Genomic DNA, 24,823 nt, shown 5'->3' on the forward strand with positions numbered 1-24,823 from the left:
AGACGGAGAACCAGGATGCCGCGTACCCGACGCGAAGCCGTGGGGCGCAGCATCCGTTCATCTACTTGCTATTGACAAGCTCACTTGCTTTTTGCAACCATTGTCGCACCGGCGCAGACGCCGGCCCACGGACCAGAGGAGCACGGCAATGACGCACATCTTCGTCAACATCCCGACGAACGACCTCGAGCGCTCGAAGGCGTACTACACCGCCCTCGGCTGCGAGCTGAACCCGCTGTTCACCGACGACAACGCCGCGTGCGTCGTGTGGAGCGACGACATCTTCTTCATGGTCCTCACCAGGGAGTACTTCGCGACGTTCACCGACAAGGAGTTCGCCGACCCCAGGACGCACGCGCAGGTGCTGCTGTCGATCAGCCGCGAGACCCGCGAGGACGTCGACCGGATCGTCGAGGCCGGTGTCGCCCACGGCGGCACCGCGCCGGGCGAGCCGCAGGACTTCGGCTTCATGTACGGCCGCGACCTCATCGACCCGGACGGCAACGGCATCCAGTTCATGTGGATGGACCCCGAGGCTGCCGCCAAGGGACCCGAGGCCTACATGGCGGAGCAGGCGCGGGCGTAAGTGGCGTCCCGCAGCTACGGGCAGTACTGCGGGGTCACGACGGCCGTCGAGCTGATCGGGGAGCGGTGGGCGCTGCTCATCGTCCGCGATCTGCTCGTCGGCCCCCGCCGCTACACCGACCTCAAGCAGGGGCTGCCCAAGATCCCGACCAACATCCTCTCCACGCGGCTCAAGGAGCTGCAGGAGGGCGGTGTCGTGCGCCGCGTCCCTTTGTTGCATTGCGGACTCGTGTACGAGCTGACCCCGTACGGGCGCGAACTCGAGCCGGTCGTGCTGGCCCTCGGCCGGTGGGGGTTCCAGGAGATGGGTGAGCCCCAGCCCGAGGACGTCGTCACGGCGGACTCGCTCACGATGGCGCTCCGGACGGCATTCCAGACGGATGCTGCGGCCACACTGCCGCCTGCCGACTACGAGCTGCACGTGGCCGATGTCGTGCTGCGCGTGCAGGTCGACGCGTCGGGGCTGCGGATCGCGCAGCTGCAGCCGGCCGGCCGGCCCGTCGACCCGCGGCTCGGGACACAGGCCTCGACCACCGGAGAGCCCGACCTGACCTTCGCCGCAGGCCCCGGCATCCGTCGTCTCATCTCCGGCGAGCTCACGCCCGCCGACGCGATCGACCGGGACGTGCTCGCGGTCGTCGCAGGCGACGGCACCCTGCTCGAGCGATTCGCCCAGACGTTCCACATCCCCATCGACCCCGGGGTCGTGCTCGTCGCCTGAGCCGGCCCGCCCTGGAAGGAGGCGGCCATGACCGGTCGCATCTACATCGACCTGTTCACCACCCTCGACGGCGTCGCGCAGGCGCCCGGCGGCCCCCAGGAGGACCCGTCGAACGGGTTCCCGTACGGAGGCTGGCAGGCGCCGTTCCCCGACGAGGCGATCGGCGCCTCGATCGGGAAGGGCATCTCGGAGCTCGACGCGCTGCTGCTCGGGCGACGGACCTACGACATCTTCGCCGGGTACTGGCCGCACCAGTCAGGGATGATCGCGGACGCCCTGAACAGCGCGCCGAAGTACGTCGCCTCGCGCGGCCTGCCCACGCTCGACTGGGAGGGGTCGTCGCAGCTCGGCATGGACCTCACCCGCGAAGTGGAGGCGCTGCGCGAGAAGCACGAGAACATCCACGTCATCGGCAGCATCGACTTCGTGCAGACGCTGCTGAAGGAGCAGCTGTTCGACGTGCTGACGCTGTGGGTGTACCCCGTCGTGCTCGGGCAGGGCAAGAAGGTGTTCCCGGAGGGCGCGCACCCCGCGAACGTCACCCTGCTCGAACCGGCCCTCACCGGCCCGTTGGGCGTGCTGCAGCTGCGGTACGGTCCCGCACCCGGCGAACCGCAGACCGGCGAGGTGGGGCCCGAGGACTGAGGTCGAGGCATCGGCGCTTCCTGCGGCGACCGCCCGGAGCGCCTCAGGGTCTCAGAAGATCATCGGACGATCGTCGTCGTCAGGACCCTCCAGGTCGAGGTCGACGACGACCGGCACGTGGTCGCTCGGAAGCTCGCCCTTGCGCTCGTCGCGGTGGATGGTCGCGCCGGTCACCGCGTCGGCGAGCGCGTGCGAGCCGAGGATGAAGTCGATGCGCATGCCCTCGTTGCGGGGGAACTTCAGGCGCTTGTAGTCCCAGTACGTGAAGCCGGTGGGGAGCAGCGGCCGCACGACGTCGTGCAGGCCGGCGGCTTCGAACGCGGCGAACGCCTCACGTTCGGGCGGTGACACGTGCGTCGAGAAACCGGGGACGACGGCGGGGTCGCCGTTGTCGGCATCCGTCGGCGCGATGTTGAAGTCGCCCACCAGCGCGAGTGCGAGGTCGGGGTTCGCGGCGAGGGAGTCGGTCGTGTACTGCTGGAGCGCCGACAGCCAGTCGAGCTTGTAGTAGTAGTGCGGGTCGCCGAGCGAGCGGCCGTTCGGAACGTAGAGGCTCCACACCTCGACCCCGCCGATCGTGGCGCCCATGGCCCGTGCCTCTTGCGGCGCGTCGGGGCCGTTGTGCCCCTTCTCGAAGCCGGGCATGCCCGGAAAGGCGGTGCGCACGTTCGTGAGCGGCTCGCGGCTGGCGATCGCGACGCCGTTCCACTGCGAGAAGCCGTACGCCTCGACGTGATAGCCCGCCTCTTCGAACCTGTCGAAAGGGAACTGGTCGGTCTTGCACTTGATCTCCTGCATCGCGAGCACGTCGATGTGCTCGCGCACCGCGAACTCGACGATGCGGTCGACCCGCGCACGGATCGAGTTGACGTTCCAGGTGGCCAGGCGCATGGGATCAAGCCTAGGCTGGGCGGCCGACGTCCAACGGCGCGGTCGGGTGCCCCCGACCCCTGGCGTATCAGTGCTGCGAGGAGGACGCTCCTTTCTGTCAGCGGCCGCGTCCGCGGTCGGGAAAGCGAGACCCACCATGGACCACGACTGCGGCTGCGGCCACGCGGCCTCCGCCGCGCATGACAGCGCACCTCTCGAGTTCGGGGCTGACGGCGAGGTCATCCTCCCCGACCCGATCATCCGTCCGGAGGTGCTGACCCGGGCGTGCCCGATCGGCGCGCTCGACGGATCCTGGCTGCTCGAGCTCCAGCGGCGCACGGTGTTCGGCCCCGAGGTGCGCGGCGCGATGCGCATCGAGGTCGGCACGTCGTCGCTGCGCGTCTCGGGTGACATGTACTCGCGACGGGTGTTTCCGCCCGTGGTCATCCCCGAGTTCGAGGTGCAGCGCCCGTTCCCCGGCCCGGGGCCGGGGCCCGAGCCGTTCGGCGGGCAGGGACCGGTCCCCCGACCGGATCCGACACCCTTCGGCGGCGACGCGGGTCCCGACTCCGCCGAGCGCAAACCCGGGGGCGAGGACGAGCCGCCCGTGCTCTCCGAGTTCCCGGCCTTCACCCCGCGCTGGTATCCGACCTTCCCGGCATCCCAGTACTCCTGGTACTTCCGCTCCAACGGCGCGACGTACGCCGACGGCACGCTCACCGTCCAGATCGTGCGGCACCTGTGGAACCGCACGACCCAGGAGTTCGTGTCGACCGACACCGGCACGCTGGTACTCCGCTGCCGGCGGCCTCTCGTCGTGACGACAGCGTCCAGCATCCTGGCTCCGGCTCAGCGCATGACCGGCACACTGTCGATCGGGGGCACCGTCACGAACGTCACCGCGACCAAGACGTCGCCGATGTATCGGGGCTGCCGGATCGAGGTCGACGCCATGGTCAACCGCGTGTTCCCGGCATCCGCCACCATCGGCTCCGGGGCGGCGGCCACCGTGCGCTCGGTCTACGCGACGGCCGGATGGGATGTCACCGTCGTGACGGACGAGATCACCGTGCCGAACGACGCCGACCTCACCAACGCCGAGCTCGCCACGCTCATGACCGGCCATCGTCAGGTGGTGAGCGGCGAGCAGTGGCGACTGTGGCTGTTCATCGGCTCGTCGCAGGGCGGGCTGTTCGGGATCATGTTCGACGACGACACCGTGCCGCGCGAGGGCGCCGCCGGCTTCGCCGACGTCGAGCTGGGAGACGACTCGTTAATCGCGGCGGCGGCGCGCAACCGCCCGCTCGACGAGGTGCCGGCGGCGTTCCTGCGGACCCTCGTGCACGAGGCCGGCCACGCGTTCAACCTGTGGCACCCGAAGCACGACGTCCACAACCCGGGCATCGGCATCGAGATCATGAACCAGACGGGCGACGTCATGGGGTTCGCGACCACGGCGAACCCCTACCCCGGCAACGCGGGCTTCGTGTTCTCAGAACACGACCGCACGTCGCTCATCCACTCGCCCGATCCGCAGGTGCGACCCGGCTGGAAGAACTTCGGCTGGGGCCACGGCAACCTGTCGGCGGGGCTCCCGGCGCCGGTCGACGTCGCAGGCCTCGCAGGGGACGCCGGCGACGACGCGCTCGAGCTGACCGTCGCGATGCCCGCACAGGCGTTCGTCGGCGAGTACGTCACCGCCGAGGTCGTGCTCACGAATGTGTCGGACCAGCCCCGTACGGTCACGACGCTCATCAACCTCTCGGAGGGCGACCTCGTGTTCCTGCACACGTCGCCCGACCGGTCGCTCGAGCACCTCGTCGACGTCGCGATCGGCTGCGGTCCGCGACCGACGACCGTGCTGCAGCCGGGCGAGTCGATCCGGGGACACGTGCAGGTGTTCTTCACGAACCAGGGTGTGACCTTCACCGAGCCGGGCCGCCACACGGTCGCCGCGCAGCTCGAGGTCGATCCGGTGACGACCGTGCGGTCGGCGCCGGTGACGGTCGACGTGCGCGGTCCCGCCTCCGAGGCCGAGGTCGACATCAGCGCCAAGACGCTCACGCCGGGTGTCGGGCGCGCGATCGCCCTGGGCGATTTCGCGACGGATGCTGCGGCCCGAGCTGTGCTGACCGACTTGGCCGAGCAGCACAGCGACACCGACACGGGCGCCGCCGGGGCACTGGTGCTCGCGAACTCGCTGGCGCGGTCGTTCACCGACGTCCGCGCCCGCGGCGTGCGGGACGCGGCGCCGGACGAGGCGGCGCACTTCCTCGAACTGGCGCTGGCGGGCCGTTCGGCCGAGCGCGTGGCTGCGCTCGCCGTGACGATCGCGAGCCCGACCGAGAAGAACGCGCCGGTCGTCGCCGACACGGTGGCTGCGCTCAGGGCCCGAACGAAGGGTGGCGCGCGGTCGGCGGCGGGGAAGGACGTCTCGGCGGCGGGGAAGGACGTCTCGGCGGCGGAGCGCATCGTCGAGGACTTCGTTCGCCCGCAGGCGCGCTGACCCGGCGGGGGCGGCCGGGCCGGTCCTGCAGGGCCGGCCGCGGTGGACGCTCAAAGTCCAGGGGTCGCAACACGCGGGGTGGCTGGGCTGATCCCGCGTGTTGCGGCCCCCCAACGGGGGGGCGGAAGTGGCGGCGCGTGCTCAGGGGTCGCAACACGCGGGGTGGCAGGGCTGATCCCGCGTGTTGCGGCCCCTCAACGGGGGGCGGAAGTGGCGGCGCGGGCTCAGGGGTCGCAACACGCGGGGTGGTTTCGCTGAGCCCGCGTGTTGTGGCCCCGAATAGGAACTCCAGGCTGGGGTGACAGGGCGGCAGACGAGAGCAAGGATCAAGGAGTGACGACTGAGGCCCAGGGCAGCGACGGGCTGGAGCTGCGGCTCCGGCGGGTCGCGGCATCCGTTCCGCTCGACCGCATCGCGTTCGCCGAGGTGGAGCTGGTCGCTGTCGGCGGCGCAGCCGGGCCGGTGAGCGCGCGGCTGAACATCGTCGAGGGGGACCTCGAGATCCTCGTCACGCCCGCCGGCGGCCCGCCCGTGCGGGCGGCATGGCCGTGGCCGGTCGACTCGGCACCGCGCTCGGTCGAGCTGACGGCGGGGGAGCGCCTCGTGGCCTCCGTGCCGCTGCTGGCAGCGGGGAGCGTGCCGCTGTTCCCGGTGCCGGGGCGGTACGAACTCGTCGCCCGCTTTACGGCGCGGCCCGGAGTGACCCTGGAGTCGAGGCCGGTCGCGCTGGTGCGCACGGCGGCCGACGACGCGGCGCTCGCCGCCGGGCTCGGCGATCGGGATGTGCTGCAGAGCCTGCTGGGCGCCGGGGTGATCGGCGCGGCCTCGCCGAAGCTGGAACGGTTGGCCGATTCGTCGGATGCCGGCACCGCCGCGGCGGCGAACCTCGCGCTCGGCCGCACCGAGGCGCTGGCGGGCGCGGCCGACGATCCCGCGGTCGCGCGTGCCGTGGCGGCGCTGCTGCCTCCGGGCGCCACCGGGCAGGACGAACGGCGCGATGCGGTCGCGTCGCGTGCCGCCACCCGCGACGCCGCGATGCTGAACGGACGCCCGGTCGGCGAGTGATCGCGAGCCGGGATCAGCCGGCGATGAGACCCGGACGGGCGCGAGGGCGCAGCATCCGTAAAATCGAGGGCATGACCGCCGCCTCCACGCCCGAGCTCGAAGCCGACCGCCAATACCTGATCGCTCTGATCCAGGACGAGGCGGTGTTCCACGGGGACTTCACCCTCTCGAGCGGCAAGAAGGCGACGTACTACGTCGACATGCGCAAGCTCACGCTCGACCACCGTGCGGCGCCCTCGATCGGCCGCATCATGCTCGACCTCATCCGTGACGTGGACGGCATCGTCGCCGTCGGCGGGCTCACCCTCGGTGCCGACCCCATCGCGAACGCCGTGATGCACGAGTCCGCGCGCACCCACAAGCCTCTCGACGCCTTCGTCGTGCGCAAGGAGCCGAAGGACCACGGCCGCGGCCGCCAGGTGGAGGGGGCGGACGTCGCGGGCAAACGCGTCGTCGTCGTCGAAGACACCTCGACCACGGGTCAGTCGGCGCTGAAGGCCGTCGAGGCGCTGCGCCGCGAAGGTGCCGAGCCCGTCGCCGTCGCCGTGATCGTCGACCGCAAGACCGGTGCGCAGGCCGCGGTCGAGGCCGAGGGGCTGCAGTGGCTCGCCGCCATCGACCTCGACGACCTCGGCCTCGACGCCCAGTAGAGCACCCCGGCAGGCGGCGGGCTCGACTGCCGCACTCTTCTGCACCCGCGGCGTCGCGCGACGCCGCAGTCGCAGGAGTCTGCAGCATTCGCGGCGATTTTCGCGGCCGATGTCACACGCCGGCGGCGGCCGGTGTCTCCATGTCGAAGGACTCGTTCGACACGGAGGTAGACATGACCAGCGACACCCGCATCCCCACCGCAGACGTCACCGGCCCCCAGGGCGCGATCATCAAGTTCGCCGCGCGCAGGATGATCGGCCGCGTCCCCGACTCCCTCGGTGTGCTGTGGCACCATCGGCGGGTCATGAAGGACGCGATGGGCATCGGCCAGAAGGTCGAGGGCTGGCACGAGCTCGACCCGAGCCTCGCGACCTTCGCTGCCATGGCGTCGGCGGCGACCATCGGCTGCAGCTTCTGTCTCGACTTCAACTACTTCATGTCGCGCAATCGCGACGTCGATGCGGCGAAGGTGCGCGAGGTGCCGCGGTGGCGCGAATCGCGCCTGTTCACGCCACGCGAGCGCCGCGTGATGGAGTACGCGGAAGCCGCGAGCCAGACGCCGCCGGCCGTCACGGATGAGCTGTCCGACGCGCTGCTCCAGGATCTCGGCCCCGCGGGACTCGTCGAGCTCGCGGCCCGCGTCGCGTTCATGAACATGTCGGCGCGGATGAACATCGCGCTCGGCATCCGTTCCGAGCACTTCGCGGACGCCTGCGGCCTGCCTCCGCTCGCCGAGCGTCCGGCCGTCGGCGCTTCCGCGTAGGCTCCCGGCCATGAGCACCGCCGCCGTCGACGACCCGTTCGTCACGCACCGGAGCCTGCTGTTCACCGTCGCGTACGAGATGCTGGGCTCGGCAGCCGACGCCGAGGATGTGCTGCAGGAGTCGTGGCTGCGGTGGGCGGCGGTCGACCGCGACACCGTGCAGGAGCCGCGCGCCTACCTCGTGCGCATCGTGACGCGCCAGGCGCTCAACCACCTGCGCACGGTCTCGCGGCGCCGCGAGGAGTACGTCGGCGAATGGCTTCCCGAGCCGCTCCTCACAAGCCCGGACGTGGCAGACGACGTCGAGCTCGCCGAGAACCTCTCGATCGCGATGCTCACGGTGCTCGAGACGCTCGGGCCCGCGGAGCGCGCCGTGTTCGTGCTGCGCGAGGTGTTCGACGTGCCGTACGACGAGATCGCGGACGCCGTGGGCAAGACTCCTGCGGCGGTGCGGCAGATCGCGCACCGCGCGAGGGACCACGTCGCCGCCCGCAGGCCCCGCGTCACGGTCGGGCCCACCGAGCACGAGGAGGTCGTGGAGCGCCTGGTCGTGGCGCTCAACAGCGGCGACCTGCAGGGGCTCATGGACGTGCTCGCGCCCGACGTCGTGTCGGTCGCCGACGGCGGCGGCAAGGTCCGCGGTGCGGCCCGCCGGCCGATCGTCGGCGCGGATCGGCTCGCGCGGTACCTCGTCGGCGGCATGGCGAAGGTCGAGGGCACCCTCGTGGCGTCGTCGACGTGGGTCAACGGCCAGCCGGGGGTGCGCATGGAGCTCGACGGCGTGCTCGTCGGCGTCGTGAGTCTCACCGTCGTGGACGGGCGCATCACCCGGGTGTACTCGATCGCCAACCCCGAGAAGCTCGGGCATGTCGACGCCGAGGCCGTGGTCGCCCGCTGAGCTGGCGCGTCGGGCGCCCGCGCTCAGTCGCGCTTGCCGCGGCGGCGCCACCACTGCCAGATGATGACGGTGAGTGTGCCCAGCGTGATCAGCGCGGCGGTGAGCAGGAGCAACGTCTGCTCGGTCTCGGAGATCACGGGCGCTTCCCTTCCGCGGCATCCGCCACGATCTTCGCGACCCGCGCGGCCCGCGTGTCGGGGCGCCGTGCCATGTCGACGTTCGTGATGCCGAGCTTGCGGCTCGACGGCGGGAACGCGTCCCACGCGGCGCGCGCCGCGGGTACGGCGTCGAGCGCCGCCGCGAGGTCGTCGGGCTCGCGCAGCGCCTCGGCGTTGTCGAGCACGGTCCACGCGCCGTTCGCCTTGGCGACCTCGACGGCGCGATAACCGGCCTCGGTGATCAGGCCTGCCTCCTCGAGCTGGATGAGCCGTGCTTTGTTCGTCGCCGCCCAGCCGCTCGTCGCGCGCCGCGGCGCGAACCACAGGCCGCCGCGCTCGTCGTCGAACGAACGCACCGGACCGTCGATCCACCCGAAGCACAGCGCCTGCAGGATGGCGTCCTCGTAGCCGATGACCTCGAGCCCCGAACCCGGTCGCGCCCGCACGAGCCACGCCCCCTTCGAGGTGCGGTGGTTCGCGTCGAGCCACGAGCGCCAGGCCGCGGCATCCGTCACTTCCACCATCTCGCCGTCGTCGAGCGCTCCCATGATCGCGACCCTACCGGGAGCCGCCGACCTCGCGCACGGAGTCGGCCAGCACCCGCACGGCCTCGTCGACGAGGGGATCGGCGAGGTCGCCGTAGCCGAGCACGAGACGCTCGGGCGCCGGCGCGTCGGGCGATACGCGGTAGCGGCGGATGTCGGTGAGGCCCAGGTCGCGGGGCTCCGCTGCGCGCACGACATCTGCCGCGCGCACGCCGCGTGGCAGGCCGAGCACGACATGGAGCCCCGCCGCGATGCCCGCCACGCGGCACTCCGGCAGCTCGTGCGCGAGCGCCGCAAGCAGCGCCTCGCGCCGCCGGCGGTAGCGGCTGCGGGCGCCGCGCAGGTGGCGGTCGAGCCCGCCCGATGTCAGGAACCGCGAGAGGGCCAGCTGGTCGAGCGTCGACGGCGCCGCCCCTCCCGCCGCGCGCACCCCCTCGCGCAGCCATGGCGGCAGCACGAGCCAGCCGATGCTGAGCGCGGGAGTCGCGGTCTTGCTGAGGCTGCCAGCGAGCACCACGCGGTCCGGCGCCATCGCCTGCAGCGCCCCGATCGGGCGCCGGTCGTAGCGGAACTCGGCGTCGTAGTCGTCCTCGATCACGACGCCGTCGCACGCACGGGTCCACGCGATGAGCCGCTCGCGCCGCTCGGCCGACAGCGGAACTCCCGTGGGGAACTGGTGCGCGGGCGTCACGAGGGCGGCGCGCGCGCCGGTGCGGACGGAGGCCTCGACCAGCGCCGCGACATCGACCCCGTCGTCGTCCACCGCGACGGGCACCGACGTGAGACCCTCCGCCGCGGCGACCTGACGCATGCGCTGCCAGGACGGGTCCTCGACGAGGAGCGCGGTGTGCCCGAGGGTGCGGAGCGCCCGCGCCACACGGCGCATGCCGTCGGCGGCGCCGTGCGTGACGAGGACCGACTCCGCGTCGGCCCGTGCGAAGCGCGACCGCGACAGATACGCCGAGAGTGCGTCGCGGGCGGCCGGCACATCCCCGTCGAGGCGGAACAGCTCGGCGTCCGGGCTCTGGGTCAACGCCTCGGTCATCGCGCGCAGCCAGAGGGCGCGCGGCGCGTTCCGCAGGTCCGGCACGCCGGGGGCGAGGTCGTACCGGGGACGCCGGAGCGGGGCGACGGGTTGCGGATCGGGCCGGGCAGCTGTGGCGCGGACGGATGCTGCGACCCGCGTCGCCGAGCCGGTCCGGGCATCGAGGATGCCTTCGGCCGTGAGACGCCCGTACACCTCCGTGACCACCCACCGCGAGACGCCCAGCGACGCCGCGAGGAGTCGGCTCGGGGGGAGTGCGGCGCCGGAGGGCAGGCGACCCGCGGCGACAGCATCCCTCACCGCCTGCTCCAGCCGCACGTGACGGGGGCCGTCGTACGCGGCGAGGTCGAGCAGTGTCTCCCACGCCACCGGATTGGTCTGGGTTTCTGCCATGGAATCGGATCGTACTCCCAGACCGCTGGCGATCCACGATGGGATCACCAACCACGGAAAGGGCACCTCATGCAGTACCGCACCATCTCCAACGGCACGACCTCGTTCGAGGTCTCGACCCTGTGCCTCGGCACCATGTTCTTCGGCACCCGCACCGACACCACCACATCGCTCGAGATCCTCGACCGCTTCGCCGACGCCGGCGGCACCTTCGTCGACACCGCGAACAACTACAACGCGTGGGTCGGCGGGAACGGCCGCGACAGCGAGGACGTGCTGGGGCAGTGGATCCGCCGCCGCGGCGGCCTCGGCGACGTGCGCCTGGCGACCAAGCTCGGCGCGGCGAAGAAGGATCCCTCGCTGCCGCTGCAGAACGTCGAGCCGACGAACTTCCAGGGACTGTCGGCCGAGGTCGTCGCCCGCGAGGCGCGCCTCAGCCTGCAGCACCTCGGCGTCGACCGCCTCGACGTGCTGTACGGGCACGTCGACGACCGCGAGACGCCCATCGCCGAGACCGTCGCCGCCTTCGGGCAGCTCCAGCGCGAGGGGCTCGTCGGCATCTCGGGCATCTCGAACGTCGCGCTGTGGCGTCTGATCGAGGCGCGCGACGAGGCGCTGCGCCAGGGCGTCGACCCCTACGGCGTCGTGCAGCAGGGGTACAGCTACGTGTACCCGAGCCCGGGCGTCGGGCGCACGAACGACGTGTCGGTGGAACTCCTCGATTATGTCGAATCCTTGGCCTCAGGCGCTGCCGCGGCCGCGGGCGCGGACGGCCGGCCGCCGCTCACCATCACGGCGTACTCGCCGCTGCACCAGGGAGCCTTCACCCGCGACGACAAGCCGATGTGGGCGCCGATGCGTCACGCCTCGAACCGCGAGCGCGTGCGCGCGCTCCACGACGTCGCCACCGAGATCGGCGCGACCCCGAACCAGGTCGCGCTCGCCTGGCTGCTGGGCGCGGAGGTGCCGGTGATCCCCGTCGTCGGCATCTCGAGCGTCGCACAGCTCGAAGAGGCGCTCGCCGCCTCCGAGCTCGTCCTCGACGCCGACGTCCGCGCCCGGCTCGACACCGCCGACCTCGACGTGCGCGCCACGGTCGCGGTCTGACCGGGTTCGGCGGGCGCTGCGGAAGCCCGCCGCACCTTGCGGGAGACGGATGCCTCGGCCCGAGGCATCCGACCTCCCGATGTCGTGAGCAGCGCAGCTGCTCCCGGCGCGGACGCGCCGGTTTCCGGCGAATCGCCATATCCGGCGTCTTGCGCGCCCGGTCTGTGGCGAATCGCCGGATTCGACCGGCGTGCGCCGCCGCGCGGGTTCCTGGCGAGTCGCCAAGAATGGTCGAGACCCGCACCGGTTCTGGCGAGTCGCCGAGAATGACGGAGAACCGCGCGGGTTTTGGCGAGTCGCCAAGAATGGCCGAGAACCGCACCGGTTCTGGCGAGTCGCCGAGAATGACGGAGAACCGCGCGGGTTTTGGCGAGTCGCCAAGAATGGTCGAGACCCGCACCGGTTCTGGCGAGTCGCCAAGATGACGGAGAACCGCGCGGGTTTGGCGAGTCGCCGAGAATGGCCGAGAACCGCACCGGTTCTGGCGAGTCGCCGAAATCCCAGGTGCGAAACGGGCCTACAGGAGCTCGGGATCCTCGGATTCGACAGGCTCGTGGTCGAGGAGGGCGGCCACCGAGTTCAGCACCTCGTCGGGGCGGAACGGGTAGCGGGCGATCTCGGCGGCGTCGCTGATGCCGGTGAGCACGAGCACCGTGTGCAGGCCCGCCTCGATGCCGGCGACGACGTCGGTGTCCATGCGGTCGCCGATCATGCCGGTGTTCTCGGAGTGCGCGCCGAGGCGGTTCATCGCCGAGCGGAACATCATCGGGTTCGGCTTGCCCACGACGTAGGGCTCCATGCCGGTCGCCTTCGTGATCAGCGCCGAGATCGCGCCCGTGGCGGGCAGCACACCCTCGGTCGAGGGGCCGGTGGCGTCGGGGTTGGTCGCGATGAAGCGCGCGCCGGCGTTGATGAAGCGGATCGCCTTCGTGATCGCCTCGAAGGAGTAGTTGCGGGTCTCACCGACGACGACGTAGTCGGGATCGGTCTCGGTCATGATGAAGCCCGCCTCGTGGAGGGCTGTCGTCAGCCCCGCTTCGCCGATGACGAAGGCCGAGCCGCCGGGCATCTGCGACTCGAGGAAGTCGGCGGTGGCGAGGGCGGAGGTCCAGATCGACTCCTCCGGCACGAGGAGGCCGGACGCCCGCAGCCGGGCCGACAGATCGCGGGGCGTGAAGATCGAGTTGTTGGTGAGCACCAGGAACGGCACGCCCTGATCCCGCCACTGCTGGAGCAGGTCGGAGGCCCCGGGGATGGGGGTGTTCTCGTGGACCAGCACGCCGTCCATGTCGGTGAGCCAGCATTCGATGTCCGCGCGGGTCCGCATGCGTCCAGACTAGGTGCCGGGCAGGCGTAGGGTCGTTCCCGTGACGTGGGACCCCCGGACCCTCCCGGACCTTTCCGGACGCGTGTACCTCGTGACCGGATCCAATGCCGGCCTCGGCTACTTCGCCTCGGAGCAGCTCGTGCGCGCCGGCGCGCACGTGCTGATGTCGGCGCGCCATCCGAACCGGCTGTCGGCCGCGCGCGCGGCGATCCGCCGGCGGGTTCCGGATGCGGCACCCGACGCGACCGAGCCCCTCATCCTCGACACCTCCAACCTCGCGTCGGTGCGCTCCGCCGCGGCGAGCGTGCGGGGCAAGGGCGGCCTCGACGGCGTGCTGCTCAACGCCGGCATCGTCCACGCGCCGAAGGAGCGCGAGACCACGATCGACGGGCACGAGGTCGTCTTCGCCACCAACGCCCTCGGCCATTACGCGCTCGCCGGCGAACTCCTCCCCGCGCTCGCCGAAGCCCACGGACGCATGGTGTGGGTGGGCAGCATGTCGACCTCGCTCACGCCCTACGACCCCGTCGACCCGCAGCTCGTCGACGGATACACGGCCTGGCGCGCGTACGTGCAGTCGAAGGTCGCGACGTCGGCGCTGGGCTTCGAGGCCGACCGGCGCCTGCGCGCGGCCGGCATCCCGGTCGCGAGCGTCGTCGCCCACCCCGGCTATTCGACCGGGGGTCGCACGCCCGGCATCGTCGGTGTCAACGAGCCCTCGCGCGCCAAGCGCTTCCGCGACAACCTCCAGGCGGCGATGGCCCAGTCGAAGGAGCACGGCGCGTGGCCGCTCGTGCGAGCCCTCACCGACCCCGACGTGGAAGGCGGCGAGTTCTGGGGTCCGCGCACCGGCTCGCGCGGAGAGCCCCGCAAGCAGACCGCCTCGAAGATCACGCGCGATCCGGTGGTCGCCGCCCGCCTGTGGGACGTCGCCGAGACCACCACAGGCGTGCGCTGGCCGTTCGAGATGGCCGCGCGCCGCTGACCTGACCCGCACAGGGTCGGCGGTTCTGCGCGGCACGCCGGCGCGCAGCATCCGTTCCCCGGCCCGGCCGCCGCGAACCTCCGATCCTGTGTCGGGACGCGGATGCCGCCACCCCGGCTGTCAGACTGACCGCGGGAGGTCGCATGGCCGAGGTCGCCCCGTCGCTGTGGTCGCGCTTCGTCGCGCGCGTGCGCGAGACCTCGTGGGCGATCGACGCGAACGACGGGATCATCGCGACCGCGGGCCTGCTGCAGGGCTTCGCGGGCGCCGGTGCCGGAGACCGGCTGCTGCTGTTCACGGCTGTTGCCGCGATGATCGCCGGCGGGCTGAGCGCCGGCGGCGCGAAGTGGGCCGAAGTCGCGGCGGAGCGCGAGTCCGAGCTCGAGATCGCGGCGCAGGAGGAGGAAGACCTCCAGCGCGATCCCGCAGGGGAGCTGGCGACGCTCGCGGCGCACTGGGAGTCCCGCGGGCTCTCGTCGCAGCTCGCGCTCGAAGTGGCCCAGCAGCTCACGGCGCGGGACGCGCTCGCCGCTCAGCTCGATGCCGAGCACGGGCTCGAGGAGATCACCCACCGGTCGGCGCCGTGGTGGGCCGGCCTCGAGACCGCGATCGCATTCATGATGGGTGCCGCGATCCCGGTGCTCATCACGTACTACGCCCCTGTCGCGATCGAGACGTGGGCGATCATCGTCGCCGTCGTCGTGTCACTCGCCCTCACCTCGCTGGTGGCGGCGGGCGTCGGCCGCCTCTCGGCGCTGCGCATGCTCATCCGGAGCCTCGCCGTCGGCCTCGGCACGATGGGCGTCAGCTACGCCGCCGGCGTGATCTTCTTCTAGCCCCGTGTCGGGGCCTCCGCCTCTTCCCGAGTCGCCAGGACACGCCGTGCGGCGGGTCCTCCAACCGGCGTGTTGTGGCGACTTGGCGACTGGAGGAAAAGGAAGCCGCGTGAGAGGGCCGGGGAGCGGATCAGGCGGTGAGCCAGACGGCCGCAGCGGCCGCGTGGGGCAGTGACACCTCGGAGCCGTCGATACGGAGGGCGGCAGCATCCGTCACCGTCACGGTCGCGCCGACGGAGACGCCGGCCGACTCGACAGCCCTGAGCAGCTCGGGGTCGCGGTCGCTCACGCGCAGCACCCGTCCGACATGCCCGGTGGGCGCGTGGGCGAGCAGCACGAACGGCTCGCGGTGGACATGGCCCGCGGCATCCGGGATCGCATCGCCGTGCGGGTCGAAACGCGGGCGTCCGAGCCGCTCGTCGATGCCCTCGAGCAGCCGGTCGCTGATCGCGTGCTCGAGCACCTCGGCCTCGTCGTGCACCTCGTCCCATGCGTAGCCGAACTCGCCCACGAGCCAGGTCTCGATGAGCCGGTGCCGGCGGATGATCGCCGCCGCGCGGCGCTCGCCCTCCTCGGAGAGCGCGATGGGACCGTAGGGGCGATGCGTCACGAGACCCTGCGCGGCGAGCTTCTGCACCATCTCGGTGACGCTCGACGGCGCGAGGCCGAGCTCGCCGGCCAGCTGCGACGGCGTGATGCGATCGTCCTGCCACTCGGTGTGGTGGTAGATCGTCTTCAGGTAGTCGTCGATCGCAGGGGAGGCCACGTTTTCAGGGTACCGGGCGGTCCTCACGCCCCCGTCAGCACGAGATAGAGCAGCATTCCGTTGAGCGCGATGAGGAACACGGATGCTGCGATCCCCGCGATCGTCGTCCACACGCGGTTGCGGTAGCCGCCGAGCACCTCGCGGTTCGCGGTGAGCGCGATCAGCGGGATGAGCGCGAACGGGATGCCGAAGGACAGCACGACCTGGCTCAGCACCAGCGCGACCGTCGGATCGAATCCGACCGCGAGGATCGCGAGCGCCGGGATCAGCGTGACGAGGCGGCGGGCGAGGAGCGGCACGCGGATGTGCAGCAGGCCGTGCATGATCTCGGCCCCGGCGTAGGCGCCGACCGACGTGCTGGCGAGGCCGCTCGCCAGGAGGCCCACGGCGAACAGGGTCGCGACCAGCGGGCCGAGGCCCGCGTACAGCGCGGCGTACGCGCCCTCGAGGGAGTCGGTGCCCGGCACCCCCGCCAGATTCGCCGCCGCGAGCAGCAGGATGCAGAGGTTCACGGTGCCCGCGATCAGCATCGCGATGGTGACGTCCCACTTGGTCGCGCGCAGGAGGCGACGAGTGGGGATGCCGCGCAGCTCGGCCAGCGTCGGGTCTGCCGGAGCCCCGATCGGGGCATCCGCAGCGCGGGAGCCGCGCGGCACCAGTCGATCGCCGCCGAGCGCGACGGCGGCCGTCGCCGGTGGCGGGGCGAAGCGGTCGCGCGCCAGGGCGCTGTGCGCATAGATGGCGTGGGGCATGATCGTCGCGCCGAGGATCGACGCCGCCAGCAGCACCGAGTCGGTGCCCTCGAAGCGCGGCACCAGGCCCGCGACCACGCTCGCGCCGTCGGGCGGCGCGACGAAGACGCCGAACGAGAACCCGATCGCGATGATGGCGAGCAGGCCGATGACCACGAACTCGAACGTGCGCGGACCCCGTCGCGACTGGATGAGCAGGAGCGCGATCGACACGGTCCCGGTGATCACGCCGCCCCACACGAGCGGCACGCCGAACAGCAGGTTGAGCGCGACCGCCCCGCCGATCACCTCGGCGATGTCGGTCGCCATCGCGACGAGCTCGGCCTGCAGCCAGTACGCGCGCCGCCCCCAGCGGTTGCGGATGCGGTGGCCCAGGGTCTCGGGGAGGCTCTGGCCGGTGACGATGCCGAGCTTGGCCGACAGGTACTGGATGAGCCACGCCATGACGTTGCCGATCACCACGACCCACACGAGCAGGTACCCGTACCGCGCGCCGGCGGTCATGTTGCTCGCGACGTTGCCGGGATCGAGATACGCGACCCCCGCGACGAGCGCCGGGCCGATCAGCCACGCGAGGCGGGGCATCGACAGGCGCCGACTCGCGAGCGGCGTCGGCGTGCTGAGATCCTCGGCAGTTTTCGGCATACCGAAAACCTAGCCTGTTTTCGGCGTACCGAAAAGAGCGGATCGGCGCACGCACGGCGAGCGATGTCAACCCCCGACCGCCGCTGTCGGCTCGCGAGTACCCCTGTGTCATACGCCGAATCACCCGAAAGCAGGCGAAGCATGACGACGAAGCTGGTCGCATTCATCCAGGAGCTCGTGGCCGGAGTGCGCCTCCGCACGCAGCCGCGGCCGCGCCGCAGCACATGGCGCTCCTCGCTCGCGGAGACGCGGCGGGGCCAGTGGCACCGGTCGCCCGAGCCCTGACACCCGGACGCGGGGGCGGTCGCGAGCCCGGGATAGCCTGGGCCGGTGACGACGCCCGACTCGACCGCCGCCGAGCACGGCGAACCCGCCGAGCACGGCGAACCCGCCGAGCCGACGCTGCCGGTCGGCGTGGGGCCGTGGCCCGGGGGTCCCGATGCCTGGCCCGACGACGCGCGCTACGACCGCGAGCTCCTCGCGCACGGCGACGCGCGCAATGTGGTCGACGCCTACCGGTACTGGACGATGGACGCCATCGTCGCCGACCTCGACACGCGCCGCCACGCGTTCCACGTCGCGATCGAGAACTGGCAGCACGACATGAACATCGGCTCGATCGTGCGCAGCGCCAACGCGTTCCTCGCATCCGAGGTGCACATCATCGGCAAGCGCCGCTGGAATCGCCGCGGCGCCATGGTGACCGACCGCTACCAGCACGTGCGCCATCACGAGACCGTCGAGGCCTTCACCGCGTGGGCGGATGCCGCGTCCCTGCCCGTCATCGCGATCGACAACGTCGAGGGCTCGCTGGCGCTGCCCGCCGCCGATCTGCCCGAGGCCTGCGTGCTGCTGTTCGGTCAGGAGGGACCGGGGCTGTCGCCGGAGGCGCTGGCCGCAGCATCCGGAACGATCCAGATCGAGCAGTACGGCTCGACCCGCTCGATCAATGCGAGCGCCGCAGCCGCCGTCGTGATGTACGAGTGGTGCCGCCGCTGGGCCGCGCCCGGTCGCTGAGCGATCTTGCGAGTCGAAACGCGGGTCACGCGCCGGCGGTGAGCCAGGCCGAGCCGCGCACGCGCCACCCGAGGGTGGCGAGCCGGGCGAGCATGTAGACGCCGAAGAACGCGACGGCCAGCCACGCGAGCCCGGCGGCGCCCACGGGGTGGAGCCAGGCGACCACGAGCAGCGCGGGGACGAAGGGCACGAGATTCAGCACCCCGACGATCGCGAGGTACTTCGCATCGCCCGCGCCGATGAGCACGCCGTCGAGCACGAACACGACACCGCACACGGGTTGGGCGATCGCCAGCACGATGAGGGCGGGCTGCACGAGCACCGCGATGCCGGCGTCGCCGGTGAACGCCAGCCCGATCACCCCGGACAGCGCCCCGATGATCGCGCCGGTGATCACTCCGAACCAGGCGCCCCACGCGACGGTGCGGCCGAGCACGCGGCGCACGAGGGGCGAGTCCTCGGCGCCGAGGCCCTTGCCGATGAGGGCCTGGGCGGCGATCGCGAGCGCGTCGAGCGCGAATGCCGCGGTCGAGAAGATGGTGAAGGCGACCTGCCAGCCGGCGAGCTCGACCGTGCCGAGCCCGGTCGCGACGGCGACCGTCGCGAGGAGCGCGAACCGCAGTGAGACCGTGCGCAGGAACAGCCACCCGCCGGACCGTGCCGAGCCCTGCACGCCCTCGCGCTGGGGACGGACGGATGCCTCGTGCCGCCGCGCGAGGCGTCCGATCACGACCGCGTAAGCGGCGACCATGCCCCACTGCGCAACGACGGTGCCGATCGCCGAGCCGGCGATGCCCCACCCGAAGCCGTAGATGAACAGCCAGTTGAGCAGGGCGTTGGCGGCGAAGCCGAGGCCGGCGATCCACAGGGGCGTCACGGTGTCCTGCATGCCGCGCAGGAGCCCGGTGGCGGCGAACACCACGAGCATCGCAGGCAGGCCCCACATCGAGATGCCGAGATAGATCTCGGCCTGCTGCGCGACGTCGGGCGTCGCGCCGAACAGGCCGACGAGGAGCGGGGTCGCGACGTAGCCGACCAGCGCGAGCACGGCACCGATGCCGAGCGCGAGCCACATGCCGTCGATGCCCACCGACACCGCACGAGACGGGTCGCCCGCCCCGAACCGGCGCGCGACCGCGGGCGTCGTCGAGTACGCCAGGAACACCATGAGCCCGACGATCGTCTGCAGCACCGCCGAAGCGATGCCGAGTCCGGCGAGCGGCTCGACGCCGAGGTGCCCGACGAGCGCCGAGTCGACGATGAGGAAGAGCGGCTCGGCGATCAGGGCGCCCAGTGCCGGCACCGCAAGCCGCAGGATGTCGCGGTTCAGGGTGTCGGTCGTCACCCCTCGAGCCTAGGAGGCCGCGCCGACGCTCTGGCGCGGCATCCGTCGCTCCTCAAAGAGGACGAGAGCCGAGATGCGGGCCGATCCTCACCGCCGCGTCGCATTTCGGCAACGGACCTCGACTGAGGATCGAGGATGCTTCATCACAATGTCGTCACGGGCGGCGATCCCGCCTCTCCCGAGAGTTGTCCAGGCTGCGGGCGGCTACCCTGGAACGCATGACCGATGCCCCCCGCTCCGGTCTCGCGCTCGATGAGCTCAGCGCCGAGATCCGCCCCCAGGACGACCTGTTCCGCCACGTCAACGGCAGCTGGCTCGAACGGACCGAGATCCCGGAGGACAAGGCGCGGTGGGGGTCGTTCCACCTCATCGCGGAGCAGGCCGAGAAGGACGTGCACGCGATCGTCGAGGAGTCGCAGCAGGCCGAGCCGGGCACCGAGGCCCGCAAGATCGGCGACCTCTACACGAGCTTCATGGACACCGAGCGCATCGAGGCGCAGGGCGCCGCGCCGCTCGCCGAGTCGCTGGAGCGGGTCGAGGCGATCGCCGACATCCCCGGGTTCCTCCGCACGATCGGCGAGTTCGAGCGCGACGGCGTCGCCGCGCTGATCCACCTCTACTTCGAGCCCGACCCGGGCAACCCGGAACGCTACGTGCCCTTCTTCATCCAGGGCGGCCTGTCGCTGCCGGACGAGAGCTACTACCGCCTCGACAATTTCCAGGAGACGCGCATCGCGTTCCGCGCCCATGTGCAGCGCATCCTCGAACTCGCGGGTGTGGCCGAGGCCGAGGCATCCGCCGACCGGATCGTCGCGATCGAGACGGAGCTCGCCACCCACCACTGGGACAACGTCTCGAGCCGTGACGCGGTGAAGACGTACAACCTCAAGACGTGGGACGAGGTGCAGGAGCTCGTCGGCGTCGACCTGACGCCGTGGCGCGAGGGCGCGGCGCCGGGCCACGCCGACGCGTTCGCGGAGATCAACGTCTACCAGCCGAGCTTCTTCGAGGGTCTCGGCGCCCTGCTCGTCGAGGATCGCCTCGAGGACTGGAAGGCGTGGCTGCGGTTCGCTGTCGTGCACTCTGCGGCGCCGTTCCTGTCGGAGGAGTTCGTCGCCGAGAACTTCGGGTTCTACGGCACGCAGCTGACCGGCGTCCCGGTCAACCGCGAGCGCTGGAAGCGCGGCGTCAGCCTCACCGAGGCCGCTATGGGCGAGGCCATCGGCCGCGTCTACGTCGAGCGTCACTTCCCGCCCGCCGCCAAGGAGGCGATGGACGAGCTCGTCGCCAACCTCATCGAGGCCTACCGGCAGTCGATCGCCGAGCTCGAGTGGATGAGCCCCGAGACCCGGGAGCGCGCGCTCGCGAAGCTCGACGCGTTCACCCCGAAGATCGGGTACCCGGTCAAGTGGAAGGACTACTCCACCCTCGAGATCGCGAGCGATGACCTCGTCGGCAACGTCCGCCGTGCGCACGTGTGGGAGCACGACCGCCAGCTCGCGAAGGTCGGTCAGCCGATCGACCGCGACGAGTGGTTCATGACGCCGCAGACGGTCAACGCGTACTACAACCCGCTGATGAACGAGATCGTGTTCCCGGCGGCGATCCTGCAGTACCCGTTCTTCGACGTCGAGCGCGACGCCGCGGCCAACTACGGCGGCATCGGCGCGGTCATCGGCCACGAGATCGGCCACGGCTTCGACGACCAGGGCAGCCGCTTCGACGGCGACGGATCCCTGCGTGACTGGTGGACCGACGACGACCGCGCCGCCTTCGAGGAGCGCACCAAGAACCTCATCGCCCAGTACGACGCCCTCGTGCCGCAGGGGCTGGCCGACGACAACCACGTCAACGGCGCGCTCACCATCGGCGAGAACATCGGCGACCTGGGCGGTCTCGGCATTGCGATCAAGGCCTACGCGCTGTCGCTCGACGGCACGGGCGCGCCCGAGCTCGACGGCTTCACGGGCATCCAGCGACTGCTGCTCAGCTGGGGACAGATCTGGCAGCAGAAGGGACGGGATGCGGAGACGATCCGCCTCCTGACGATCGACCCGCACTCCCCCAACGAGTTCCGGTGCAACCAGATCGTCCGCAACATCGACGCGTTCTACGAGGCGTTCGGTGTGACCGAAGCGGATGCGCTCTGGCTCGACGAGGACCAGCGCGTCACTATCTGGTGACGTCCGGGCCGCGTGCGGCTCGATCACCCCGCAACAACGTCAAGGGGAGGGAAACTCCGTGGGCATGGAGCCCAGAAAGGATGCCGAGTCGCAGCGGGGGGCGCGACGGAGCACCGGTCGGCGGCTGCCGAAGAGGGCGGCCGCCGGTCGTCGATCGTTCACGTCGACGCTGAAGGCGCTCGACGATCTCGCCGCATCGGGAGCCAAGATCTCGGTGCGCATCACCGACCTCGACCGCGGCACATCCGTCCTGTCGGGCGACGACTTCGTGACCCTGCCGGTCGCCGGGCTCGGCGTCGTGCCGCTGCTCATCGAGGTGGCGGCGGCGTTCGAGTCGGGGCGTCTCGAGCCGCTCGAGATCATCGACCGCGCGCACATCGAGCCGGTCGGCGTCGGGGGAGTGTGGCAGCACCTCAAGGCGCCGGCCCTTCCTCTCGTCGACCTCGCCGTGCTCACCGCCTCGACCGGCGACGCGCTGGCGGCCAATGCGCTGCTGTGGCGCGTGGGCCTGCCGGCGGTGCGCGCCCGCATCGAGGAGCTGGGGCTCGCCCGCTCGGCGCTGCTCGACCGCTTCCGCGACGAGCGCGGGCCGGACGACGCGCCGCACTTCGCGCTCGGCTCCGCGCGTGAGCTCGCCGAGGTGTTCGCGGCACTGGTGAACTCGCAGGTCGTCTCCCCGGGCGTGAGCGCTCAGGTGGCGGAGTGGCTGAGCCTGAACCACGACCTGTCGCTCGTGGCATCCGCCACCGGTCTCGACCCGTTCTCCCACGAGAACGACGAGCACGGCCTGCTCTTCATCAACAAGACCGGCCGGGATGCCGGCATCCGTGTCGAAGCGGGGGTGCTCGCCGGCCCGCGCGCCGGGGTGTCGTACGCGCTCATCGTGTGCTTCGACGACCTGTCGATCTCGCACCGCCTGCGCGCACACGAGGCTTTCCGCATCCTGGGCACGGACCTCATGGAGTACGTGTTCTGAGCCGGCGGGGCGGGCGATGACGCCGAGTGACGGGCGAGTACCTATGGCGGGAGGGATCGACTAGCCTCGCAAGGGTGTCAACACCGCCGTTCCGCGCCGACATCGTCGGCAGCTTCCTCCGTCCCGCCGAGCTCGCAGGGGCGCGCCGCCGTTTCGCCGCGGGAGACATCGATGCCGATGCGCTGCGCGTCGCGGAGGAGACCGCGATCGCCGAACTCGTCGTGCGCGAGGCCGATGCGGGCCTGAAGCTCGCAACCGACGGCGAGTTCCGCCGCTCGTGGTGGCACTTCGACTTCTTCGGCCTGCTCGACGGCGTCGAGATCGTCGAGCTCGACCACGGCATCCAGTTCCAGGGCGTGCAGACCAAGCCGCGCGGCATCGAGATCTCGGGCAAGATCGGCTTCAGCGACACGCACCCGTTCCTGGACCACTTCCGCTCGCTCAAGAGCCTGCTCGAGCGCACCACCGGTGCGGTGCCCAAGTTCAGCATCCCCGCCCCGACCGTGCTCGACTTCCGCCTCGAGCCCGGCCATCTGTCCGGGTCGGGGTACGACGGCCGCGAGGACATCGTCGACGACCTCGTGCAGGCGTACCGTGACGCCGTCGCCGCGTTCTACGACGCCGGTGCGCGCTACCTGCAGTTCGACGACACCGCCTGGGCGTACCTCTGCTCCGAGGTCGAGCTCGAGAAGGCGCGCGAGCGCGGCATCCACACCGACGGCATCGCCGAGCGCTACGCCGGCATTCTGAACCGCATCCTCGACGGCAAGCCCGACGACCTCACGATCACCACCCACGTCTGCCGCGGCAACTTCCGCTCGACGTGGATCTCGTCGGGCGGCTACGAGCCGGTCGCCGAGCAGCTGCTCGGCAACACCGCCTACGACGGCTACTTCCTCGAGTACGACAGCGAGCGCGCCGGCGGCTTCGAGCCGCTGCGGTTCCTGCCCCGAGGCAGTGAGGGGAACGGCCGTGACAAGACGGTCGTGCTCGGGCTCATCACGTCGAAGAGCGGTGAGCTGGAGGATGTGGATGCCGTGAAGCACCGCATCGACGAGGCTGCGGCGTTCGCCCCGCTCGAGCAGCTCGCCCTCAGCCCGCAGTGCGGCTTCGCCTCGACCGAGGAGGGCAACGTCCTCACCGAGGACGAGCAGTGGGCCAAGGTGCGCGAGGTCGTCGACATCGCCGCCGACGTCTGGCGCTGAGCCCGCTGGGCCCCCGCGCCCCCGGCCAGAACCGCCGAGCCCGGGGCTCACGTCAGATCTCGACGGAGTGGCGCGATGATGGCGATCCCCGTCGCCACGAGGGCATACGCGACGAGGATCGCGGCCCCTGCCGCGGGTGAGGTCAGCGGCGCCGACGCGAGCATCGTCTGCTCGCCGATGGTGTCGGTCAGGAAGGTGAAGCGGGTGAGCGAGGCCGTGGCGCCGCCGGGGAGGAACGGGTACAGGGCGTTCACCCCGGGGACCAGCATGAGCACGTTCTCCAGGAAGTAGAAGTACCCCAGCACGATCCCGATCGCCAGGAGCTGATGGCGCGCCAATGCCCCGATCGCGACGCCGAGCACCATGTAGACCGCCGAAGCCACCGCGAGCTGCGCCAGGGTGATGGCGAGCTGCTCACCCGTGAGTCCGACGTCCACCCCGCGCAGCGCGGCGGCGGCGACGAGCGCCGAGCCCGAGGCGACCGAGGCGACGATGCCGTAGACCAGGCCGAGCAGCGAGTAGATCGCGAGCTTGGCGAGCAGGACGCGACCGCGCCGCGGCACCGCCAGGAAGGTGGTGCCGATGGTGCGGTGGCGGTACTCCCCGGTGATCGCGATGGTGCCGATGAGCGCCGGAACGAACAGCAGCAGGACGCCGAGGCCGACGACCAGGCCCGCGCCCTCCGCGGTGTCGATGCCGGGCATCGGCGTGCTCGAGTTCTCGGGTCCGATCAGGGCGAGGAGGCCCGTGATGCCGCCCCCGCAGCCGACAGCGGCGAGGAGGGTCCAGAGCGGGAGCCGGGTGGAGAAGAGGCGGACGAGCTCGCCGTGCATC

Annotated in this window: 24 protein-coding genes; 16 read left to right on the forward strand and 8 right to left on the reverse strand. The window is 71.4% G+C overall.

What is annotated here, in order from left to right; translation table 11 throughout:
- Nucleotides 1-148: 148 nt before the first annotated feature.
- From MRBLWH7_RS14880 to MRBLWH7_RS14890, 3 genes are read left to right on the forward strand one after another with little or no spacing between them, the layout of a single operon-like run.
- Entirely contained in the window at nt 149-586 is a 438-nt protein-coding gene (locus tag MRBLWH7_RS14880) for a VOC family protein (protein ID WP_341995812.1), read from the forward strand.
- Complete coding sequence (locus MRBLWH7_RS14885) at nt 587-1,306, forward strand: helix-turn-helix domain-containing protein (RefSeq protein WP_341995814.1); 720 nt, start codon at nt 587-589, stop codon at nt 1,304-1,306.
- 27 nt (nt 1,307-1,333) lie between these two features.
- The gene (locus tag MRBLWH7_RS14890; protein WP_341995816.1) at nt 1,334-1,951 is read left to right on the forward strand and encodes a dihydrofolate reductase family protein; all 618 of its coding nucleotides are present in this window, start codon (nt 1,334-1,336) and stop codon (nt 1,949-1,951) included.
- Nucleotides 1,952-2,002: 51 nt separating this feature from the next.
- Here the strand turns inward: MRBLWH7_RS14890 and MRBLWH7_RS14895 are convergent, their stop codons facing one another.
- Nucleotides 2,003-2,842 carry an exodeoxyribonuclease III gene (locus MRBLWH7_RS14895; protein ID WP_341995818.1) on the reverse strand — a complete coding sequence of 280 codons (840 nt, stop codon included), beginning with the start codon at nt 2,840-2,842 and terminating at the stop codon, nt 2,003-2,005.
- A 136-nt stretch (nt 2,843-2,978) separates the two neighbouring features.
- On the opposite strand from MRBLWH7_RS14895, the gene MRBLWH7_RS14900 reads away from it, so the two are divergent.
- The 5 genes from MRBLWH7_RS14900 (at nt 2,979) to MRBLWH7_RS14920 (ending at nt 8,704) form a co-directional block, all read left to right on the forward strand.
- The gene (locus MRBLWH7_RS14900) at nt 2,979-5,327 is read left to right on the forward strand and encodes a hypothetical protein (RefSeq protein WP_341995820.1); all 2,349 of its coding nucleotides are present in this window, start codon (nt 2,979-2,981) and stop codon (nt 5,325-5,327) included.
- A 333-nt stretch (nt 5,328-5,660) separates the two neighbouring features.
- On the forward strand, nt 5,661-6,392 hold the full coding sequence (locus MRBLWH7_RS14905; protein WP_341995823.1) for a hypothetical protein: 732 nt from the start codon (nt 5,661-5,663) through the stop codon (nt 6,390-6,392).
- A 71-nt stretch (nt 6,393-6,463) separates the two neighbouring features.
- Nucleotides 6,464-7,042, forward strand: coding sequence for an orotate phosphoribosyltransferase (gene pyrE, locus MRBLWH7_RS14910; protein WP_341995825.1), 579 nt, complete (start codon nt 6,464-6,466; stop codon nt 7,040-7,042).
- A gap of 173 nt (nt 7,043-7,215) precedes the next feature.
- Nucleotides 7,216-7,806, forward strand: coding sequence for a carboxymuconolactone decarboxylase family protein (locus MRBLWH7_RS14915; protein WP_341995828.1), 591 nt, complete (start codon nt 7,216-7,218; stop codon nt 7,804-7,806).
- Nucleotides 7,807-7,816: 10 nt separating this feature from the next.
- Complete coding sequence (locus MRBLWH7_RS14920; RefSeq protein ID WP_341995830.1) at nt 7,817-8,704, forward strand: RNA polymerase sigma-70 factor; 888 nt, start codon at nt 7,817-7,819, stop codon at nt 8,702-8,704.
- A gap of 133 nt (nt 8,705-8,837) precedes the next feature.
- Here the strand turns inward: MRBLWH7_RS14920 and MRBLWH7_RS14925 are convergent, their stop codons facing one another.
- Together MRBLWH7_RS14925 and MRBLWH7_RS14930 are read right to left on the reverse strand one after the other, a co-directional pair.
- Nucleotides 8,838-9,410: a YdeI/OmpD-associated family protein gene (locus tag MRBLWH7_RS14925; RefSeq protein WP_341995831.1), complete on the reverse strand. Its 573-nt coding sequence runs from the start codon at nt 9,408-9,410 to the stop codon at nt 8,838-8,840.
- A 10-nt stretch (nt 9,411-9,420) separates the two neighbouring features.
- Entirely contained in the window at nt 9,421-10,845 is a 1,425-nt protein-coding gene (locus tag MRBLWH7_RS14930) for a PLP-dependent aminotransferase family protein (protein ID WP_341995833.1), read from the reverse strand.
- Between the two features lie 69 nt (nt 10,846-10,914).
- On the opposite strand from MRBLWH7_RS14930, the gene MRBLWH7_RS14935 reads away from it, so the two are divergent.
- A complete protein-coding gene (locus MRBLWH7_RS14935; protein ID WP_341995835.1) occupies nt 10,915-11,952 on the forward strand; it encodes an aldo/keto reductase in 1,038 nt (345 codons plus the stop codon).
- Nucleotides 11,953-12,469: 517 nt separating this feature from the next.
- Here the strand turns inward: MRBLWH7_RS14935 and MRBLWH7_RS14940 are convergent.
- Entirely contained in the window at nt 12,470-13,279 is an 810-nt protein-coding gene (locus MRBLWH7_RS14940) for an HAD-IIA family hydrolase (protein WP_341995837.1), read from the reverse strand.
- A 40-nt stretch (nt 13,280-13,319) separates the two neighbouring features.
- Here MRBLWH7_RS14940 and MRBLWH7_RS14945 point away from each other — a divergent pair, with 40 nt between their 5' ends.
- Nucleotides 13,320-14,264, forward strand: a complete 945-nt coding sequence (locus MRBLWH7_RS14945) for an SDR family NAD(P)-dependent oxidoreductase (RefSeq protein WP_341995839.1) — start codon at nt 13,320-13,322, stop codon at nt 14,262-14,264.
- Nucleotides 14,265-14,407: 143 nt separating this feature from the next.
- On the forward strand, nt 14,408-15,100 hold the full coding sequence (locus tag MRBLWH7_RS14950; protein WP_341995840.1) for a VIT1/CCC1 transporter family protein: 693 nt from the start codon (nt 14,408-14,410) through the stop codon (nt 15,098-15,100).
- Between the two features lie 130 nt (nt 15,101-15,230).
- Here MRBLWH7_RS14950 and MRBLWH7_RS14955 read toward each other — a convergent pair whose 3' ends face one another.
- Together MRBLWH7_RS14955 and MRBLWH7_RS14960 are read right to left on the reverse strand one after the other, a co-directional pair.
- Entirely contained in the window at nt 15,231-15,866 is a 636-nt protein-coding gene (locus MRBLWH7_RS14955; RefSeq protein WP_341995842.1) for a metal-dependent transcriptional regulator, read from the reverse strand.
- Nucleotides 15,867-15,889: 23 nt separating this feature from the next.
- Nucleotides 15,890-17,203, reverse strand: coding sequence for an Nramp family divalent metal transporter (locus tag MRBLWH7_RS14960; protein ID WP_342002073.1), 1,314 nt, complete (start codon nt 17,201-17,203; stop codon nt 15,890-15,892).
- Nucleotides 17,204-17,404: 201 nt separating this feature from the next.
- Here MRBLWH7_RS14960 and MRBLWH7_RS14965 point away from each other — a divergent pair, with 201 nt between their 5' ends.
- Together MRBLWH7_RS14965 and MRBLWH7_RS14970 are read left to right on the forward strand one after the other, a co-directional pair.
- Nucleotides 17,405-17,548 carry a hypothetical protein gene (locus MRBLWH7_RS14965; protein ID WP_341995844.1) on the forward strand — a complete coding sequence of 48 codons (144 nt, stop codon included), beginning with the start codon at nt 17,405-17,407 and terminating at the stop codon, nt 17,546-17,548.
- Nucleotides 17,549-17,665: 117 nt separating this feature from the next.
- Nucleotides 17,666-18,280, forward strand: coding sequence for a TrmH family RNA methyltransferase (locus MRBLWH7_RS14970; RefSeq protein ID WP_342002075.1), 615 nt, complete (start codon nt 17,666-17,668; stop codon nt 18,278-18,280).
- Nucleotides 18,281-18,305: 25 nt separating this feature from the next.
- Here the strand turns inward: MRBLWH7_RS14970 and MRBLWH7_RS14975 are convergent, their stop codons facing one another.
- On the reverse strand, nt 18,306-19,625 hold the full coding sequence (locus MRBLWH7_RS14975; RefSeq protein WP_341995846.1) for an MATE family efflux transporter: 1,320 nt from the start codon (nt 19,623-19,625) through the stop codon (nt 18,306-18,308).
- A gap of 218 nt (nt 19,626-19,843) precedes the next feature.
- Between MRBLWH7_RS14975 and MRBLWH7_RS14980 the strand changes: the two genes are divergently transcribed.
- The 3 genes from MRBLWH7_RS14980 to MRBLWH7_RS14990 all read left to right on the forward strand — a co-directional run bounded on the left by MRBLWH7_RS14980 (nt 19,844) and on the right by MRBLWH7_RS14990 (nt 23,989).
- Nucleotides 19,844-21,808: a M13-type metalloendopeptidase gene (locus MRBLWH7_RS14980; protein WP_341995848.1), complete on the forward strand. Its 1,965-nt coding sequence runs from the start codon at nt 19,844-19,846 to the stop codon at nt 21,806-21,808.
- Nucleotides 21,809-21,872: 64 nt separating this feature from the next.
- Nucleotides 21,873-22,784 carry a serine hydrolase gene (locus MRBLWH7_RS14985; protein ID WP_341995849.1) on the forward strand — a complete coding sequence of 304 codons (912 nt, stop codon included), beginning with the start codon at nt 21,873-21,875 and terminating at the stop codon, nt 22,782-22,784.
- A gap of 74 nt (nt 22,785-22,858) precedes the next feature.
- Entirely contained in the window at nt 22,859-23,989 is a 1,131-nt protein-coding gene (locus MRBLWH7_RS14990; RefSeq protein ID WP_341995852.1) for a 5-methyltetrahydropteroyltriglutamate--homocysteine S-methyltransferase, read from the forward strand.
- Between the two features lie 47 nt (nt 23,990-24,036).
- Here MRBLWH7_RS14990 and MRBLWH7_RS14995 read toward each other — a convergent pair whose 3' ends face one another.
- Complete coding sequence (locus MRBLWH7_RS14995) at nt 24,037-24,822, reverse strand: ABC transporter permease (RefSeq protein ID WP_342002078.1); 786 nt, start codon at nt 24,820-24,822, stop codon at nt 24,037-24,039.
- Between the last annotated feature and the right edge of the window lies 1 nt (nt 24,823).

The sequence above is a fragment of the Microbacterium sp. LWH7-1.2 genome (genome assembly GCF_038397755.1).
GTDB lineage: Bacteria > Actinomycetota > Actinomycetes > Actinomycetales > Microbacteriaceae > Microbacterium.

Bases quoted from the DNA above. Each gene is read 5' to 3' on its own strand.
- MRBLWH7_RS14900 (WP_341995820.1), top strand. From the start codon at position 2,979: ATGGACCACGACTGCGGCTGCGGCCACGCGGCCTCCGCCGCGCATGAC.
- MRBLWH7_RS14980 (WP_341995848.1), top strand. From the start codon at position 19,844: ATGACCGATGCCCCCCGCTCCGGTCTCGCGCTCGATGAGCTCAGCGCC.
- MRBLWH7_RS14890 (WP_341995816.1), top strand. From the start codon at position 1,334: ATGACCGGTCGCATCTACATCGACCTGTTCACCACCCTCGACGGCGTC.
- MRBLWH7_RS14930 (WP_341995833.1), bottom strand. From the start codon at position 10,845: ATGGCAGAAACCCAGACCAATCCGGTGGCGTGGGAGACACTGCTCGAC.
- MRBLWH7_RS14895 (WP_341995818.1), bottom strand. From the start codon at position 2,842: ATGCGCCTGGCCACCTGGAACGTCAACTCGATCCGTGCGCGGGTCGAC.
- MRBLWH7_RS14965 (WP_341995844.1), top strand. From the start codon at position 17,405: ATGACGACGAAGCTGGTCGCATTCATCCAGGAGCTCGTGGCCGGAGTG.
- pyrE (WP_341995825.1), top strand. From the start codon at position 6,464: ATGACCGCCGCCTCCACGCCCGAGCTCGAAGCCGACCGCCAATACCTG.
- MRBLWH7_RS14920 (WP_341995830.1), top strand. From the start codon at position 7,817: ATGAGCACCGCCGCCGTCGACGACCCGTTCGTCACGCACCGGAGCCTG.
- MRBLWH7_RS14925 (WP_341995831.1), bottom strand. From the start codon at position 9,410: ATGGGAGCGCTCGACGACGGCGAGATGGTGGAAGTGACGGATGCCGCG.
- MRBLWH7_RS14960 (WP_342002073.1), bottom strand. From the start codon at position 17,203: ATGCCCCGCCTCGCGTGGCTGATCGGCCCGGCGCTCGTCGCGGGGGTC.
- MRBLWH7_RS14915 (WP_341995828.1), top strand. From the start codon at position 7,216: ATGACCAGCGACACCCGCATCCCCACCGCAGACGTCACCGGCCCCCAG.
- MRBLWH7_RS14985 (WP_341995849.1), top strand. From the start codon at position 21,873: ATGGAGCCCAGAAAGGATGCCGAGTCGCAGCGGGGGGCGCGACGGAGC.
- MRBLWH7_RS14995 (WP_342002078.1), bottom strand. From the start codon at position 24,822: ATGCACGGCGAGCTCGTCCGCCTCTTCTCCACCCGGCTCCCGCTCTGG.
- MRBLWH7_RS14950 (WP_341995840.1), top strand. From the start codon at position 14,408: ATGGCCGAGGTCGCCCCGTCGCTGTGGTCGCGCTTCGTCGCGCGCGTG.
- MRBLWH7_RS14935 (WP_341995835.1), top strand. From the start codon at position 10,915: ATGCAGTACCGCACCATCTCCAACGGCACGACCTCGTTCGAGGTCTCG.
- MRBLWH7_RS14940 (WP_341995837.1), bottom strand. From the start codon at position 13,279: ATGCGGACCCGCGCGGACATCGAATGCTGGCTCACCGACATGGACGGC.
- MRBLWH7_RS14880 (WP_341995812.1), top strand. From the start codon at position 149: ATGACGCACATCTTCGTCAACATCCCGACGAACGACCTCGAGCGCTCG.